At 61.0% G+C, this 14,920-nt stretch carries 14 protein-coding genes; 8 read left to right on the forward strand and 6 right to left on the reverse strand.

Features of this window, described 5'->3' with window-relative positions; translation table 11 throughout:
- Positions 1-25: 25 nt before the first annotated feature.
- Positions 26-2,725, reverse strand: a complete 2,700-nt coding sequence (gene secA / locus K3728_01030) for a preprotein translocase subunit SecA (protein UWQ97401.1) — start codon at positions 2,723-2,725, stop codon at positions 26-28.
- Between the two features lie 224 nt (positions 2,726-2,949).
- On the opposite strand from secA, the gene K3728_01035 reads away from it, so the two are divergent.
- From K3728_01035 to K3728_01050, 4 genes are all read left to right on the forward strand, one after another.
- Positions 2,950-3,789 carry a peptidylprolyl isomerase gene (locus K3728_01035; protein UWQ95862.1) on the forward strand — a complete coding sequence of 280 codons (840 nt, stop codon included), beginning with the start codon at positions 2,950-2,952 and terminating at the stop codon, positions 3,787-3,789.
- A 21-nt stretch (positions 3,790-3,810) separates the two neighbouring features.
- A complete protein-coding gene (gene argJ, locus K3728_01040; GenBank protein UWQ95863.1) occupies positions 3,811-5,058 on the forward strand; it encodes a bifunctional glutamate N-acetyltransferase/amino-acid acetyltransferase ArgJ in 1,248 nt (415 codons plus the stop codon).
- A complete protein-coding gene (gene mutT, locus K3728_01045; protein ID UWQ95864.1) occupies positions 5,055-5,453 on the forward strand; it encodes an 8-oxo-dGTP diphosphatase MutT in 399 nt (132 codons plus the stop codon). The genes argJ and mutT overlap by 4 nt, the downstream gene beginning before the upstream one ends.
- A gap of 119 nt (positions 5,454-5,572) precedes the next feature.
- Positions 5,573-5,713 carry a hypothetical protein gene (locus K3728_01050; protein UWQ95865.1) on the forward strand — a complete coding sequence of 47 codons (141 nt, stop codon included), beginning with the start codon at positions 5,573-5,575 and terminating at the stop codon, positions 5,711-5,713.
- Positions 5,714-5,789: 76 nt separating this feature from the next.
- On the opposite strand, the gene hemH is transcribed toward K3728_01050, so the two are convergent.
- Both hemH and K3728_01060 read right to left on the reverse strand, forming a co-directional pair.
- A complete protein-coding gene (gene hemH / locus K3728_01055; protein ID UWQ95866.1) occupies positions 5,790-6,845 on the reverse strand; it encodes a ferrochelatase in 1,056 nt (351 codons plus the stop codon).
- 10 nt (positions 6,846-6,855) lie between these two features.
- Positions 6,856-7,731: an SAM-dependent methyltransferase gene (locus K3728_01060; GenBank protein ID UWQ95867.1), complete on the reverse strand. Its 876-nt coding sequence runs from the start codon at positions 7,729-7,731 to the stop codon at positions 6,856-6,858.
- A 48-nt stretch (positions 7,732-7,779) separates the two neighbouring features.
- On the opposite strand from K3728_01060, the gene K3728_01065 reads away from it, so the two are divergent.
- Genes K3728_01065 through K3728_01075 form a run of 3 tightly spaced genes read left to right on the forward strand, consistent with a single transcriptional unit; the run spans position 7,780 to position 9,311 of the window.
- Positions 7,780-8,508 carry a ComF family protein gene (locus K3728_01065; protein UWQ95868.1) on the forward strand — a complete coding sequence of 243 codons (729 nt, stop codon included), beginning with the start codon at positions 7,780-7,782 and terminating at the stop codon, positions 8,506-8,508.
- 38 nt (positions 8,509-8,546) lie between these two features.
- A complete protein-coding gene (gene grxC / locus K3728_01070; GenBank protein UWQ95869.1) occupies positions 8,547-8,807 on the forward strand; it encodes a glutaredoxin 3 in 261 nt (86 codons plus the stop codon).
- A 57-nt stretch (positions 8,808-8,864) separates the two neighbouring features.
- Positions 8,865-9,311, forward strand: coding sequence for a MarR family transcriptional regulator (locus K3728_01075; GenBank protein UWQ95870.1), 447 nt, complete (start codon positions 8,865-8,867; stop codon positions 9,309-9,311).
- A 9-nt stretch (positions 9,312-9,320) separates the two neighbouring features.
- Here K3728_01075 and ubiG read toward each other — a convergent pair whose 3' ends face one another.
- Positions 9,321-10,073, reverse strand: coding sequence for a bifunctional 2-polyprenyl-6-hydroxyphenol methylase/3-demethylubiquinol 3-O-methyltransferase UbiG (gene ubiG, locus K3728_01080; GenBank protein ID UWQ95871.1), 753 nt, complete (start codon positions 10,071-10,073; stop codon positions 9,321-9,323).
- A 97-nt stretch (positions 10,074-10,170) separates the two neighbouring features.
- On the opposite strand from ubiG, the gene pip reads away from it, so the two are divergent.
- Positions 10,171-11,160, forward strand: coding sequence for a prolyl aminopeptidase (gene pip, locus K3728_01085; protein ID UWQ95872.1), 990 nt, complete (start codon positions 10,171-10,173; stop codon positions 11,158-11,160).
- 48 nt (positions 11,161-11,208) lie between these two features.
- Here pip and K3728_01090 read toward each other — a convergent pair whose 3' ends face one another.
- Positions 11,209-14,157 (reverse strand): error-prone DNA polymerase, encoded by a 2,949-nt coding sequence (locus tag K3728_01090; GenBank protein ID UWQ95873.1) that lies wholly within the window; start codon positions 14,155-14,157, stop codon positions 11,209-11,211.
- 199 nt (positions 14,158-14,356) lie between these two features.
- The gene (locus K3728_01095) at positions 14,357-14,902 is read right to left on the reverse strand and encodes a cytochrome b (protein UWQ95874.1); all 546 of its coding nucleotides are present in this window, start codon (positions 14,900-14,902) and stop codon (positions 14,357-14,359) included.
- Positions 14,903-14,920 lie beyond the last annotated feature (18 nt).

The raw sequence follows: 14,920 nt of genomic DNA on the forward strand, positions 1-14,920 counted from the left end.
AGCCCCCTGCGGCACCGATTCGCGACTATGAAAGCCGTCCGTGGCAATGTTTGAACTTTTTGCCAGACCCGCAGGGGCAATCATCGTTGCGGCCGGGGTTGCCCCATGTGCTCGGGTCATCCTCAACAAAACCGGGCTTGGCATTGGGCGAAGCGGCAGGTTCAGCCCCCGCACCCGCGGCAGCCTCGGCGGCGGTGGCCTGTTGTTGGCGAAGCTGTGCCATCAACTGTTCTTGCTGCTCAGGCGTCAGAGGTTGAATGCGGGCCAGACGTTCCGTCACATCGGCACGCAGACCGTCGAGCATGGATTCGAACAGCGTGAAGCTGTCGGTTTTGTATTCGTTCAGCGGATCACGTTGCGCATAGCCCCGGAACCCCACGACCGACCGCAGATGTTCCAGCGCCAGTAGATGTTCCTGCCACTTCTGGTCGATGGTTTGCAGCAGAATCTGCTTCTCGATGTTACGCATCTGCTCGGGGCCGAATTGCGCGGCCTTGGAGGCCATATATTCGTCCGCCGCGCGTTCCAAACGCTCCATCGCTTCTTCTTGGTCAACGCCGTCTTCGTCGGCCCAGGTCTCGATCGGCAGATCGAGCCCAAGCACCTTTTGCGCGGCCTCTTTCAGGCCCTGTACGTCCCATTGGTCCGCATAGGATTTGGGTGGCATGTAGGTGTCGATCATGTCTTCGATCACCTGATCGCGCATGTCCTTGGCGACTTCGGCGATGTCATCGGCACCCATGATGTCCCGGCGCTGGCCGAACACGACCTTGCGCTGGTCGTTCATCACGTCGTCGAACTTCAGCAGTTGCTTACGGATATCGAAGTTGCGGCCTTCGACCTTCGCTTGCGCACGCTCCAGCGATTTGTTGACCCAAGGGTGAACGATCGCCTCGCCCTCTTTCATGCCAAGCGTGTTGAGCATTTTGTCCAACCGTTCCGAGCCGAAAATACGCATCAGGTCGTCTTCCAAAGACAGGAAGAAGCTGGATTGGCCGGGGTCGCCCTGGCGACCGGAACGACCGCGCAGCTGATTGTCGATGCGGCGGCTTTCGTGACGCTCGGTGGCCAGAACATAGAGGCCGCCCGCGTCTTTCACCGCTTGTTCGGCGGCCACGTGTTCGGCTTCCATCCGCTCGCGGATTTCTTCGGGATCGGCATCGGGATTGGCGGCGATGGCTTCCATGATCTGGAATTCGAGGTTCCCGCCCAGTTTAATATCGGTGCCGCGGCCGGCCATGTTCGTGGCGATGGTGATCGCGCCCAGTTTGCCTGCATCGGCAACGATCTTGGCTTCCTGTTCGTGCTGACGCGCGTTCAGAATCGAATGGGGCAGGCCCGCTTCGGTCAGCATCTGGCCCAACATCTCGGATTTCTCGATCGAGGTAGTGCCGACCAGAACCGGCTGGCCCTTGGCGTGGGCTTCGCGGATGGTTTCCACGATGGCGGCGTATTTCTCGGCCCCGGTGCGATAGACGGCATCGTCGTCGTCAATCCGTGCAACGCCGCGGTTGGTGGGAATTTCCACAACGCCAAGGCCGTAGATGTCGGCAAATTCTTCGGCCTCGGTGGTGGCCGTGCCGGTCATGCCGCCGAGGGTCTTATACAGGCGGAAGTAGTTCTGGAACGTCACCGAGGCGAGCGTCACGTTCTCGGGCTGGATCTTGCAGCCTTCCTTGGCCTCAATCGCTTGGTGCAGGCCTTCGGACATGCGGCGTCCGGGCATCATGCGGCCGGTGAATTCATCAACCAGAACAACCTCGCCATCGCGGACGATGTATTCCTTGTCTTTCGAGAACACCTTGTGCGCCCGCAGGGCGTTGGTCACGTGGTGGACGATGGTGGTGCTTTCGGGATCATAAAGCGACTGGCCTTCAGGCAGGATACCTGCGGCGGAAAGCGTTTCTTCAAGGAAGTCGTTGCCTTCGTCGGTGAAGGTCGCTTGCCGGGTCTTTTCGTCCAGCGTGTAGTGTTCTTCGCGGACTAGCGGGATGATCTTGTCGATGGACAGATACAAATCGCTCCGGTCCTGGGTCGGGCCCGAAATAATCAGCGGCGTCCGCGCCTCGTCGATCAGGATACTGTCAACCTCATCCACAATCGCAAAGTTGTGACCGCGCTGCGCCATTTCAGCGATCGAACCGCGCATGTTGTCGCGCAGATAATCAAAGCCCAACTCGTTGTTGGTCGCATAGGTAATATCGCAGGCATAGGCTTGGCGCTTCTCGGCATCGGGCTGGCGCGGGTACACTACGCCAGTGGTCATGCCGAGCGCGGTAAAGACCTTGCCCATCCATTCGCTGTCACGCTTGGCGAGGTAATCGTTCACCGTCACCACGTGGACGCCTTCGCCGGTCAGCGCGTTCAGATAGGCGGGGAAAGTGGCCACAAGAGTCTTGCCCTCGCCGGTTTTCATCTCGGCAATGTTGCCACGATGCAGGAACAGACCGCCCATCATCTGCACGTCAAAGGCCCGCAGACCCAAGGCGCGCTTGGCAGCCTCGCGGCAATTGGCAAAGGCTTCGGGCAGCAGGTCATCAAGGCTTTCGCCGTTCAGGGCGCGGTTACGAAGCTCATCGGTCTTGGCGATGATGCCGGCGTCGTCCAGCGCCTCGAACTCGGGCTCCATCTCATTGATCTTCTCGATGATCGGTCGGACGGCTTTCACCATGCGGTCGTTTGGCGATCCAAACACCTTTTTCGCAATCGTTCCCAGTCCGAGCATAGTCATCAACCTCTATCACGACCTCTAAGGCGGGTCGTCGCCGTCTGAACAATTCGTGTGGCCCCTCGGGTTGTTAGACCCTGCGGCGCGGTCTACCTATAGCGCCAACGGTCAATCCCGGGGCTCGTGTAACCCGTAAGCGAGATAAGGGGCGGCCTGATGATAGTCAACGTAAGGCGATCCTGCCTTTTGGGATGGTCGCTCCACACAAAGGAATTTCGTCTATGAAGAAGCTTTTAGCCTCGGTCAGCCTTGTCGCAGCTCTTGCCGCTCCGGCCTATGCCGATGGTCATGACAGCGCCGAGACCGTTTTGGCCACCGTGAACGGCAATGACATCACCGTGGGCCACCTGATCGCCATGCGTCAGATGTTGCCAGCCGAATACCAGCAACTGCCCGATGAGGTGCTGTTTGAAGGCATGCTGGAACAGCTGATCCAACAACAAGTGTTGGCCGATGAAGCCGAAGGCAATGTCACCCGCGCGATGGAGTTGGGGCTGGAAAACGAACGCCGTGCCTTCCTTGCTGCGATGTATATGGACGATGTCGCCATGGCCGATCTGGGCGACGAAGAACTGCAAGCCGCCTATGATGAGGCCTACGGTTCGGTTGAGCCTACCACCGAATACAACGCTGCCCACATCCTTCTGGAAGGTCAGGAAGATGCGGAAAACATGCTGGCCGAGCTGGAAGCAGGCGCGGATTTCGCGGAACTTGCGGCTGAAAACTCCATTGGCCCCTCGGGTCCGAACGGCGGCGCGTTGGGTTGGTTCACCGCTGGTATGATGGTGCCCGAATTTGAAGCAGCCGTGTTTGAGTTGGAGCCGGGCGAAGTTTCCGCCCCTGTGCAGACACAATTTGGCTGGCACGTCGTGCTGCTGAACGAGACTCGTGAACAAGCTGCCCCAACGCTTGAAGATGTCCGCGCCGAGCTGGAAGAGGCCGTGCGCCGCGCCCGCGTCGATGCCCGACTGGAAGAGCTGACCGCGGCGGCCGATGTCTCCCGCGCAGAAGTGGAGATTGACCCCGCCATGATCCGCAACCTAGACCTGATCGCGGAATAAGCTCAGCAAGGAGAGACGCGCGTGACTACCCCTAAAACAGATGGGCCAACCGTCTCTCCACTGGCGCCTGCCAGCTTTCCTGAACTTCCCAAGATTGACGGCGTCCGCTTTGCGGCGGGCGCTGTTGGCATCAAGAAAGCCAACCGCGTCGATGTGATGCTGGCGGAAATCGCGCCGGGATCGTCGATTGCGGGGGTGTTCACCCGATCTGCCACGCGCTCTGCCGCTGTGTTGGACTGTCAGGCGAAGCTGGCCGGACTGTCGGGCGATGAGGGCTTTGCCATCGTCGTGAACTCCGGCAACGCCAATACCTTCACCGGCAAGCGCGGCGTCACCGATGTTGACCTGATCGCCGCTGCTGCTGCCGAGGCGCTGAACATTCCCGCCTCGCACGTCTTCACATCCTCCACCGGTGTGATCGGAGAGCCGCTTCCCGCCACCAAGATCACCGACGCTTTGCCCACGATTGCCGCCAGCCTTGATGCCAACGCGACCGAGCCCGCTGCCCGTGCCATCATGACAACGGACACCTTCCCTAAAGGTGCCGTGGCCACGCTCGACCTTGATGGCACGCCAGTGACCATCATGGGGTTCGCCAAAGGCTCGGGCATGATTGCGCCGGATATGGCGACGATGTTGGGCTATATCTTCACCGATGCCGCCATTGCGCCCGATGCGCTGCAAGCGATGCTGTCGGCCTGTAACGTGCAAAGCTTTAATGCGGTGACGGTGGATAGCGATACCTCCACCTCTGACACCGTATTGATGGCCGCCACGGGCCGCGCTGGCAACGCGGCGCTCATCGCCCCCCACGCCGGTTTTCAGGCCGCGCTTTTGACGGTTATGCAAGACCTCGCCCACCAAATCGTGCGCGACGGCGAAGGGGCCACCAAGTTCGTGGAGGTCCGCGTGAGCGGGGCCGATAGCGACGATGACGCCACCCGCGTCGCGCGTTCCATTGCAAATTCTCCGTTGGTGAAAACCGCTATCGCGGGCGAGGACCCGAACTGGGGGCGGATCGTCATGGCCGTGGGCAAATCCGGCGCCAAGGCGGACCGGGATCTTCTGACAATCCGCTTCGGCGATATCCTTGTGGCCGAAAACGGCTGGGTCGCGGAAAGCTATACCGAGGACGCAGGCGCGACCTATATGAAGCAGCAGGAATTGCTGGTGGACGTTGACCTTGGCCTTGGCGACGGGGCCGCCACGGTTTGGACCTGCGACTTGACCCACGGCTATATCCAGATCAACGCCGACTACCGGTCATGAGCGTCCTTCTGGTGTCCGCTGTCGCGCTGATCGACCGCGATGGCCGTGTGCTTCTGGGGCAGCGCCCCGAAGGAAAGTCGATGGCGGGCCTGTGGGAGTTTCCCGGCGGCAAGGTCGAGGACGGCGAAACCCCGGAACAGGCCCTGATCCGAGAACTTCAGGAAGAACTGGGCATCGACACCTGGGCCTCCTGCCTCGCGCCGCTGACCTTCGCCAGCCACGCCTATGAAAAGTTCCACCTGCTGATGCCGCTGTTCGCCTGCCGCAAGTGGGAGGGGATTCCCCAATCCCGTGAAGGGCAAGCCTTGAAGTGGGTGCGCCCGACTGAGCTGCGCAATTACCCCATGCCGCCCGCCGATATCCCGCTGATCCCGATCCTGAGGGATTGGCTTTAGGCCAGTATTTACGGAGATTTTCGACGAATTTTAGAAAATCTTTCAACAATGGCGATTTTTTAAGTGATTTGTTAACCTATTTGTCTAAAGTGTGGGCACAGTATCTGGGGAGATGAACTGTGCTAACCACCGTTATTATCGGGACATGCGTGTCCATTCAGGGAAATTTCGTGAAACGTCTGGCCAGTGGCATGGTCACTGTACGCGTGGGCGAGCAGACGTTTACAGGCCGTCCGGTGTCTGAATTGCAGGCCGCATAAGCGAAGCGCCAGACCTCTGACTTTATGATTAAAAGCGAGCCCTAGGGCCCGCTTTTGTCGTACTTGGGCGCGGCTTTCAGTCCAGCCAGCCGCGCAGGTTGTTGTGCACCACGCTGGCCAGCGCCTCCATATGGGCGTCATCGTCGTTGAGGCAGGGGATATAGGTGAAGCTTTCGCCGCCCGCTTCCTCAAAACTTTCACGAATCTCTTCGTTAATCTCTTCCAGCGTTTCAATGCAGTCGGCCGAGAAGGCAGGCGCACATACGGCGATGGACTTCTTGCCGCGCTCCGCCAGTCGCGCCACCTCTTCCACGGTGTAGGGCTGCAACCATTCCTCGGGGCCGAATTTGGACTGGAAGGTGGTGATGATCTGCGTGTCGTCCCACCCCAGACGCTCTTTCAGCAGGCGCGTCGTTTTCTGGCAGTGGCAATGGTAGGGATCGCCCTCGGTCAGGTAGCGTTGCGGCACGCCGTGATAGCTGGCGACAAGGATATCGGGCTTTTTCTCCATCGCGGCATAGGCCCGCTCAATGCTTTGGGCCAGCGCGTCGATATAGAGGGGGTTGTCGAAATACGCTTCGGTCGTGCGCACCTGTGGTTGCCATTTCACCGTCTCCAAGGCGCGGAAGAACTGGTCGCAAGCGGTGGCCGACGTGGCCCCGGCATATTGCGGATAAAGCGGGAAAAACAGGATCTTGGTGCAGCCTTGGGCGACCAGCGCATCAACCTTGGATTGGGTCGAAGGGTTGCCGTAGCGCATGCAGTAATCGACGATCACATCATCGCCGTAGCGCGCCGCCATCAGCGCCTTCATCTTCGCCGTTTGATCCTTGGTGATCGTGGCCAATGGCGATTCGCCCGCCTCATGGTTCCAGATGGATTTATACGCCGCACCCGAGGTGAAGGGCCTTTTCGACAGGATAATCAGCTGCAACAAAGGCTGCCATTTCCACGCCGGGTAGTCGATGACGCGCTTATCGCTCAGGAACTCGCTCAGGTAGCGGCGCATCGACCAGTAATCGTAGTTGTCCGGCGTCCCAAGATTGGCCAGAAGCACGCCAACCTTGCCGCGCTTCACCTTCGGGTGGTCGGCAGGCGCGTGGGGCAGGGCGGGGGCTTGGGTGTCTTGCATCGGGGCTATCTCAATCTTGGCTATCATCTAGCGGGCGGCTGGGGACGGGCTTTGCGTCTTCGTCAAACTCGGGCACTTTCAACGCATCCGCCAGACGTGACGTGGCCGCACCGGGGCGCAGGGGTTTTTGCTGGCTATCGTGGGGCGCCCATCCAGTCAGGAAGACCAGCTCGAAGCTGGCGCTGATGCGGTCGCTATCTGCTGGAAACATCTGCGCGTAGATCGCGGCGGCGGTGGGAAACAGGGCGCGCGGCGGCGTGGCCCTGTGACGGCCCGCCAAAGCGTTGGTTTCCCCCATCGCCCGCAGGTCGTGCATTAGTGCGATGGCATTACCGTAAGTCACTGTTTTTCTAAGCGTATCTGCCACGGGCAAGGCCAAGCCTGCCCGTTGCAGCAGCGCTCCCATATCGCGGACCTCGGCCATGGGCGCGACGCGGGGCGATAGGCCCCCCATCACTTGGCTTTCGGCCTGTGCCAGGGCTTGTCGCAGCTCCGTCAGGGTGCTGCCGCCAAAGGCCGCGGACAGGAACAACCCGTCGGGCCGCAGCGCTCGGGCGCATTGCACCACTTGGCCCACAGGATCATCGGCCCAATGCAGGCCCATGGCATGAACCACCAGATCATGGGCACCCGGTTCCAGATCCAGCGCTTCGGTCATGGGGATGATCGGGGCATCTGGAATCAATTCGCACCAAATTTTGGGGAAATCGCTCACAATTACCGGGTCCGTAAACCTTCTATTAACGTCCTCGAGTCTTTCCTGAAGCTCAGCAATGGCCTCGTCGTGAAGAAACCGCGCGTCTGCAATACGGGCGGTTCGGGTCGCACGGGCGCGGTGCTCGGCAAGCGCATTTTGGTCGGTCAGGCGGGGCTGTGGCTGTTGCAAGTTGAGGCTCTGCGCAGGGGATCACTGCGCGGTATCTAGGGGACAGGTATGAGATTGCAAACCATGCTGCATGCGGTGTTTCCGCCTGAATGCCTCAATTGTTCGGCACGGGTTGAAGATGCCTTTGCGATTTGCGGCACCTGTTGGGGCGATACGCCGTTCATTCTGGGGGCAGCTTGCGATCTTTGCGGCACCGGGTTGCCCGGCCAAACCGCGGCCGAGGGGGAAGCGTTGATTTGCAGCGAGTGCCAGCGCGTGCCCCGCGCTTGGGACCATGGGCGGGCGGTGTTTGCCTATGAAGGGGTGGGCCGAAGGCTGGTCTTGGCTCTGAAACACGGGGACCGAACCGATATCGCGCGGGCCGCGGGCCCCTGGATGGCGCGGACGGCGGCGGATTTGTTGGAGGATGATCCATTGCTTGTCCCGGTGCCCCTGCATTGGACCCGCCTTGCCCGCCGCCGCTTTAATCAGGCGGCCCTGCTGGCGTGGTCATTGGCGCGCCAGTGCACGGCCGAGGTTGAGCCGATGGCACTGCTCCGCCTGCGCCCGACCCCCTCGCAGGAGGGGCGGTCGCGCGATGCCCGTTTCCAGAATGTGGACGAGGCGATTATTCCCCACCCCCGCAAAGGCAGCGCGTTGGAGGGGCGCAATGTGCTGTTGATCGACGATGTCATGACCTCTGGCGCGACCCTTGCCATCGCGACCGAGGCCTGTCGCCGCGCCGGTGCCGAAAAAGTGTCTGTCTTGGCCCTAGCGCGTGTGGGGGGAGACATCTAGATAGGGACTTCTACTGTTTTCCAGGAAAGCGCTCTGTCATGGCCAATGTTACGCTCTATACCTCTCCGCTCTGCGGGTTCTGCCACGCCGCCAAGCGGATGCTGACGGACAAAGGCGTGAGCTACGCCGAGATCGACGTGGCAGCAGAGCCCGCCAAACGGCAAGAGATGTTGAGCCGCGCCAATGGTCGCCACACCGTGCCGCAGATTTTCATCGGCGGCACCCATGTGGGCGGCTACGACGACATGGCTACGTTGGAGCGGAACGGTAAGCTGGACGCCTTGCTCGCGGCAGACTGACCCGGTTAGCGCTATTCCCCTTGCGTATTGCTGCGCTGCGGCGCTTTACTCCGCGCTATGTCCAAGCACGACGATCCTCTCTCTGTTGCGCTGTTCAGCGAGGTCTTCATGATCGACCAGCTGGCACGGGCTCGGCTGTCGAAAGCCTTGCCCAAGGGGATGGAGTTGAGCCACTTTTCCGTGCTGAACCATCTGGCGGCTACTCAGGATGAGAAATCACCCGCGCAACTGGCGCGGGCGTTTCACCTGACGCGCGGGGCGATGACCAACACGCTGAACAAGCTGGAATGGGCCGGGCATATCCATGTGCGGCCCGATTGGGACGATGCGCGGCGCAAGATGATCTCCATCAGTCCCGCCGGGCGTCGGGCACGAGAGGTGGCGATTGCCGCGATTGTGCCGATCCTGACCGAAGCCGTGGCCGAGATTGGCCCCGGAAAGGTCCGCGACGCCTTGCCGCTTCTGCGCGATGTGCGCCGCAAGCTGGAAGGCGATGGCGCTTAGGCGCTACCTTCAGGCGGCCCGTTTGACCGAGGCGGTGACGTAGTTCACGCTCAGATCACGGGCGCTGATCCCCCAAGTCCACAGCACCGGATTGAAGACGAAGCCCTTTCGATCCACCGGGTCGAGACCCGCTTGGCCGATCAGCGCGACAAGCTCGTCCGGGGTGATGAATTTGGACCATTCGTGGGTGCCTTTGGGCAACCAGCGCATCACATGTTCCGCCCCGATGATCGCCATCAGAAAGCTCTTGGGGTTGCGGTTCAGGGTCGAACAGACCATCAGCCCGCCCGGTTTCAGAAGCTGTTGGCAGGCGGTCAGGAAGCCCAAGGGATCGGCCACATGCTCCACCACTTCCATGTTCAGGACCACGTCGAATTGCTCGCCCGCGTCGGCCATCGCCTCGGCGGTCGTGTGGCGATAGTCGATCTCTAGCCCTGATTGCGCGGCATGGACTTGGGCAACGGGAATGTTCCCTTCGGCCGCATCGGCGCCCACCACATCGGCGCCCAAACGGGCCATCGGCTCGGCTAATAGGCCACCGCCACAGCCGATATCGAGGATACGGAGCCCGGCAAATGGGGCCTCAGTCTTCAGGTCACGACCAAACTCTGCCGCGATCTGCTGGGTGATGTAATCGAGCCGCGTGGGGTTGAGCATATGGAGCGGCTTGAATTTGCCGTTCAGGTCCCACCACTCAGCGGCCATGGCCTCAAATTTAGCGACTTCGCTGTCATCAACGGTGTTCACGGGCGCAGCTGTCATGGACATCCCCTACATCCTTTGCAAATCTTGGCACGAGCCGGGGTCGGCAAAAATCTCGTCGTGTCGTTTCCAACGTCACGTTCTATATAGGACGGATATGGATAAGTTCTCGGGCCAAAAGAGCACAGCTTCGCATTTGTTTCCGCCGATTGACCCGTTCGATCAGCGGGTTCTGAATGTGGGCGATGGACATCACATTTATGTGGAGCAATGCGGCAATCCCCGCGGCGCGCCCGTGGTGGTGTTGCACGGCGGCCCCGGTGGCGGCTGTAGTCCGGCGATGCGACGGTATTTTGACCCTGAGGTCTGGCGTATCATCCTGTTTGATCAGCGCGGCTGTGGACGGTCGCGGCCCCATGCCTCGACGTCGGATAATACGACCTGGCACCTTGTGGCGGATATCGAGCAGATCAGGAACACCCTTGGGATTGAGCGATGGGCGGTGTTCGGCGGCAGCTGGGGCGCGACGCTGGGGCTTGTCTATGCCGAGACGCACCCGGAATCGGTTGCTTATCTGGCGCTGCGTGGCGTGTTCTTGTCGATGCAGAGAGAGCTGGACTGGTTCTACGGCGGCGGGGCCGGGCAGTTCTGGCCCGAGCAATGGCAACGCTTCGTCAGCCTTGTGCCGGAAGAGGAGCAGGGCGATTTCATTGCCGCCTACAACCGCCGCCTGTTCTCGGGCGATCTGATGCTGGAAACCCGCTTTGCCAGGTCTTGGGCCGCGTGGGAAAATGCCCTGGCGTCGATGAATAGCGATGGGCATGGCGGCGAAAGTCCGGCGGAATATGCCCGCGCTTTTGCCCGGCTTGAGAACCACTATTTCGTCAACAAGGGCTTTCTGGAGGAAGACGGCCAAATCCTGCGAGATGCGCATCGGATCGCGCATATCCCCGGTACGATCGTGCAGGGGCGCTATGACATGATTTGCCCGCCGATTTCGGCCCATGCGCTGGCGTCGAAATGGCCGGGAGGGCGGCTGCATATGGTGCGTAACGCGGGCCACGCCCTGAGCGAGCAGGGGATCAGCCAAGAACTGGTGCGCGTGATGCGCATGGTCGGCGGAAAAGCGACGCAGTACGGATTGTGAGGGGGGAAGGCCCTTGCAAGGGCCTTAGCAGCTTTTTGCAAAAAGCTGTCACGCGCCTGAAGGCGCGTCAAAAGCCTTGCAAGGCTTTTGCGCGGCGCGCGGGGCGGGGGCTGTCAGGAGCCGAGGGTCGATGCCGGGGCTCAGGCGGTCGCGGATCAGCGCTACGGGGTGTGTGCGCAGGGTAAGCCGCATGGAGACGTAGTCTTCCACCACGTTTTCCCCCTCGGTCATCTGCGGCAGGGCGACGGCGGGCTCGAAAATCCCCTCTCCGTCCAGATCGCCCTTGAACAGGGGCAGTTCCTGCTTCGGGGTCAGGGCACGGGCGGCCCAAAGGGCATCGCGGCGGCTGATCCCAAGGGCGGCGAAAGCATCGGCTTCGGCCAGGATCGTAAGCATCTTGGCCTCCACCCCGGCCAGACGCCAGACATCTTCCACCGACGTATAGCCATTGCCACGGGCGGCGATCAGCCATTCGGCCTCGTCTTCCTGCATGGATTTGATCTGTCGGAACCCAAGGCGCAGGACAAGATCGCCACGCTCGGTGCGTTCCATCACGTTATCCCAATGGGAGCGGTTCACGCAGATCGGCCGCACCTCTACCCCATGTTCACGGGCGTCGCGCACGATTTGGGCGGGGGCGTAGAACCCCATGGGCTGCGCGTTAAGCAGGGCGCAGGCGAAGATGCCGGGGTGGTGGCGTTTCAGCCAACTGGAGGCATAGACCAGCAAAGCAAAGCTGGCGGCGTGGGATTCCGGGAAACCGTAGGCGCCGAACCCCTCAATCTGGCTAAAGCACCGCTCGGCGAAGTCATCGTCATAGCCGTTGTCACGCATCCCGCGCAGAAAGCGCGTGCGCATCTCGCTGACGTTGCCGTGCTTCTTGAACGTCGCAAGCGCGCGGCGCAGCTTATCGGCTTCTTCAGGTGAGAACCCCGCCCCGATAATGGCGATCTGCATCGCCTGTTCCTGAAACAGCGGCACGCCAAGGGTTTTGCCCAAGACCTGACCCAAGGCGTCCGAGGGGAAGCTGACCTCTTCCTCGCCGTTCCGACGCCGGATGAAAGGATGCACCATATCGCCCTGAATGGGACCGGGGCGGATGATGGCCACCTGAATCACCAGATCATAGAAGCACCGGGGCCGCATCCGGGGCAGAAAGTTCATCTGCGCGCGGCTTTCGACTTGGAACACCCCAAGGCTATCGGCCTTGCACAGCATATCGTACGTTTCGGGGTCTTCGGGCGGCAGGGTGGCCAGTGTGTAATCGGTCTGGTGGTGGGTTTGCAGAAGATCAAACGCCTTTCGGATGCAGGTCAACATGCCCAGTGCGAGGACATCGACCTTCAGGATGCCAAGGGCGTCGATGTCGTCTTTGTCCCAACAAATCACGGTACGCGCGTCCATGCTGGCGTTCTCAATCGGCACCAGTTCATCCAACCGCCCTTCGGTAATCACGAAGCCGCCCACGTGCTGGCTCAGGTGACGGGGGAAGCCGATGATGTCCTGGATCAGCTGAAGGGTCTGAACAAGGCGCGGGCTGGAGGGGTCGAGCCCGATTTCCCGCAAGCGCGCAACCTCGGGGCCCGCGTTAGACCATGATCCCCAGATTTGGGATGACAGGGCTGAAAGGATATCCTCGGACAGGCCCATGGCGCGGCCCACTTCACGCACGGCACGTTTGCTGCGGTAGTGGATGACCGTGGCGCAAAGGCCCGCGCGGTGGCGGCCGTAGCGTTCATAGATGTGTTGGATAACCTCTTCGCGGCGCTCATGTTCGAAATCGACGTCGATGTCGGGGGGCTCATTACGGGCCTCACTCACGAAACGCTCGAACACCATGGTGCCGATCTCGGGCGAGACAGAGGTGACGCCAAGGGCGTAACAGGTGATGGAATTGGCCGCAGAGCCTCGTCCTTGGCACAGGATATTGCGCGACCGGGCGAAGGCGACGATGTCGTTGACGGTCAGGAAATAAGGCTCGTACCCCAGTTTGGCGATGAGAGAGAGTTCGTGACTGAGCTGTTTGGTGGCTTTCTCCGGCACGCCTTGGGGATAGCGCCAGTTCAAACCGTCCTGGGCAAGGCGCCGCAACCTGTCGGCGGCGGTTTCCCCATCGGCGATCTCCGAGGGGTATTCGTAACGCAGGCTGGCGATGTCGAACTGGCAGCGATCGGCCACGATAAGGGTATTTGCCAGCGCCGCCTCGTGGCCTTGGAAGATGCGCTGCATCTCAGCCAGACCGCGCAGGCGTTGTTCGGCATTGGCTTGGGCGGCGGTGCCAAGATCTTCGACCTTGATGCCTTGGCGAATGCAGGTGAGTACATCGGTCAACCTGCGCCGCGTGCCGTGGTGCATCAGGGGACGGGCCGAGGCGATGGTCTGCAAGCCAAGGGTTTCGGCCAGACGCGCATGGGCGGTGAAGCGGGTGCTGTCTTGCCCGTCGTATTGAGGCGAGAGGCACAGCCAGGGGGACAAGGGGGTGATGCGGTGGGCGGCATTGAGCCAGCCCTTGGTGGCACGGCGCGGGGCGTGGAGGAGAAGCTCCAACCCCTCATGTCGCGCCAGAAGGTCTTCGAGGTGGAGGATGCATTCCCCCTTCTCGGCCCGCAGACGCCCGGTGGAGAGAAGGCGACAAAGGCTGGCCCAACCGGCACGATCCCGGGGCAGGACAGTGATCTGGAGGCCTTCGGAGAAGATCAGGCGGGACGCGGGCAGAAGGCGAGGGACGTGGTCAATATTGGCACGGGGCGCGGCCGGGATGTGGGCAGGTTTAGGTGGCCCGATAGGGTCGAGAGCCGCGATTTTGGCATCGTCGATCTCGGCCTGGATCTTTTGCAGCTCGGACCACGCCCGAACGATGCCGGCAACGGAGTTCTCATCGGCGATGGCGATGGCGTCGATGCCAAGGATCGCGGCACGGCGGGCGTATTCCTCGGGGTGGGAGCCGCCGGTGAGGAAGGTGAAGTTGGAGGTAATGGTTAGTTCTGCGAATCCCATGGGAGTATATGTTCATATTTTGTTCTTTTTGGGGAGTCTGGAAAGTTGAGGGATATCGCCGCGCATTGCGCGGCGATTAAGTGGAGGGGCAAGCGGGGGGATTTCATCCCCCCGGACCCCCCTGACGATATTTTTGAAAAGATGAAGGGGGTGGATTGATATACTATTGATATACCTTGAGAGGCGTCGGGGAGGCGCTTTAGCCGGATCGGGGCCACATGCGGGAGAAGACGCCATCACGTTTGATGAGGCCGTGTTGAAGCGCCGCGCCGATGTGCATCGCCAAGAGGATTGCGAGGGCCCAAGCGCCATAGAAGTGGATGGATTTTGCCACGGCGGCCAAGGCATCAGAGCGGGGGACGAGGGAAGGGATGCCCATGGCGTCTAGGGCTTCGATTGGGAAACCACCGGCGCGCACACGGATGTAGCCCGCGAGCGGCATGATCAGAAGCAAAGCATAGAGGGCGAAGTGGGTGAGGCCCGCGATCTTGATTTGCCAAGCGGGCAAGTGGGCGGGTTCTGCCGGGGGGGTATTTCGCCAGCGGTAGATCAGGCGCACAACGATGAGAAGCAGGAGGAGCGAGCCGACGTTTTTGTGGGAGATGAACAGCGTGTCCTGAAAGGAGCGGGGCAGGCCTTCTTGGATCATGGTGAAGCCGCAGATGATCATCGGGATGATCAAAAGCGCCATCAGCCAGTGGAGCCACCGCGCGGGCGCACGGTATGTATCTGTCGGAGTTGTCATTTTCGCCTTACCCTGTTT

It is taken from the genome of Rhodobacteraceae bacterium M385, from assembly GCA_025141835.1.
Lineage (GTDB): Bacteria > Pseudomonadota > Alphaproteobacteria > Rhodobacterales > Rhodobacteraceae > Gymnodinialimonas.

Bases quoted from the DNA above. Each gene is read 5' to 3' on its own strand.
- pip (UWQ95872.1), top strand. From the start codon at position 10,171: ATGGATAAGTTCTCGGGCCAAAAGAGCACAGCTTCGCATTTGTTTCCG.
- K3728_01065 (UWQ95868.1), top strand. From the start codon at position 7,780: ATGAGATTGCAAACCATGCTGCATGCGGTGTTTCCGCCTGAATGCCTC.
- mutT (UWQ95864.1), top strand. From the start codon at position 5,055: ATGAGCGTCCTTCTGGTGTCCGCTGTCGCGCTGATCGACCGCGATGGC.
- grxC (UWQ95869.1), top strand. From the start codon at position 8,547: ATGGCCAATGTTACGCTCTATACCTCTCCGCTCTGCGGGTTCTGCCAC.
- K3728_01095 (UWQ95874.1), bottom strand. From the start codon at position 14,902: ATGACAACTCCGACAGATACATACCGTGCGCCCGCGCGGTGGCTCCAC.
- K3728_01075 (UWQ95870.1), top strand. From the start codon at position 8,865: ATGTCCAAGCACGACGATCCTCTCTCTGTTGCGCTGTTCAGCGAGGTC.
- K3728_01035 (UWQ95862.1), top strand. From the start codon at position 2,950: ATGAAGAAGCTTTTAGCCTCGGTCAGCCTTGTCGCAGCTCTTGCCGCT.
- secA (UWQ97401.1), bottom strand. From the start codon at position 2,725: ATGCTCGGACTGGGAACGATTGCGAAAAAGGTGTTTGGATCGCCAAAC.
- K3728_01090 (UWQ95873.1), bottom strand. From the start codon at position 14,157: ATGGGATTCGCAGAACTAACCATTACCTCCAACTTCACCTTCCTCACC.
- ubiG (UWQ95871.1), bottom strand. From the start codon at position 10,073: ATGACAGCTGCGCCCGTGAACACCGTTGATGACAGCGAAGTCGCTAAA.
- hemH (UWQ95866.1), bottom strand. From the start codon at position 6,845: ATGCAAGACACCCAAGCCCCCGCCCTGCCCCACGCGCCTGCCGACCAC.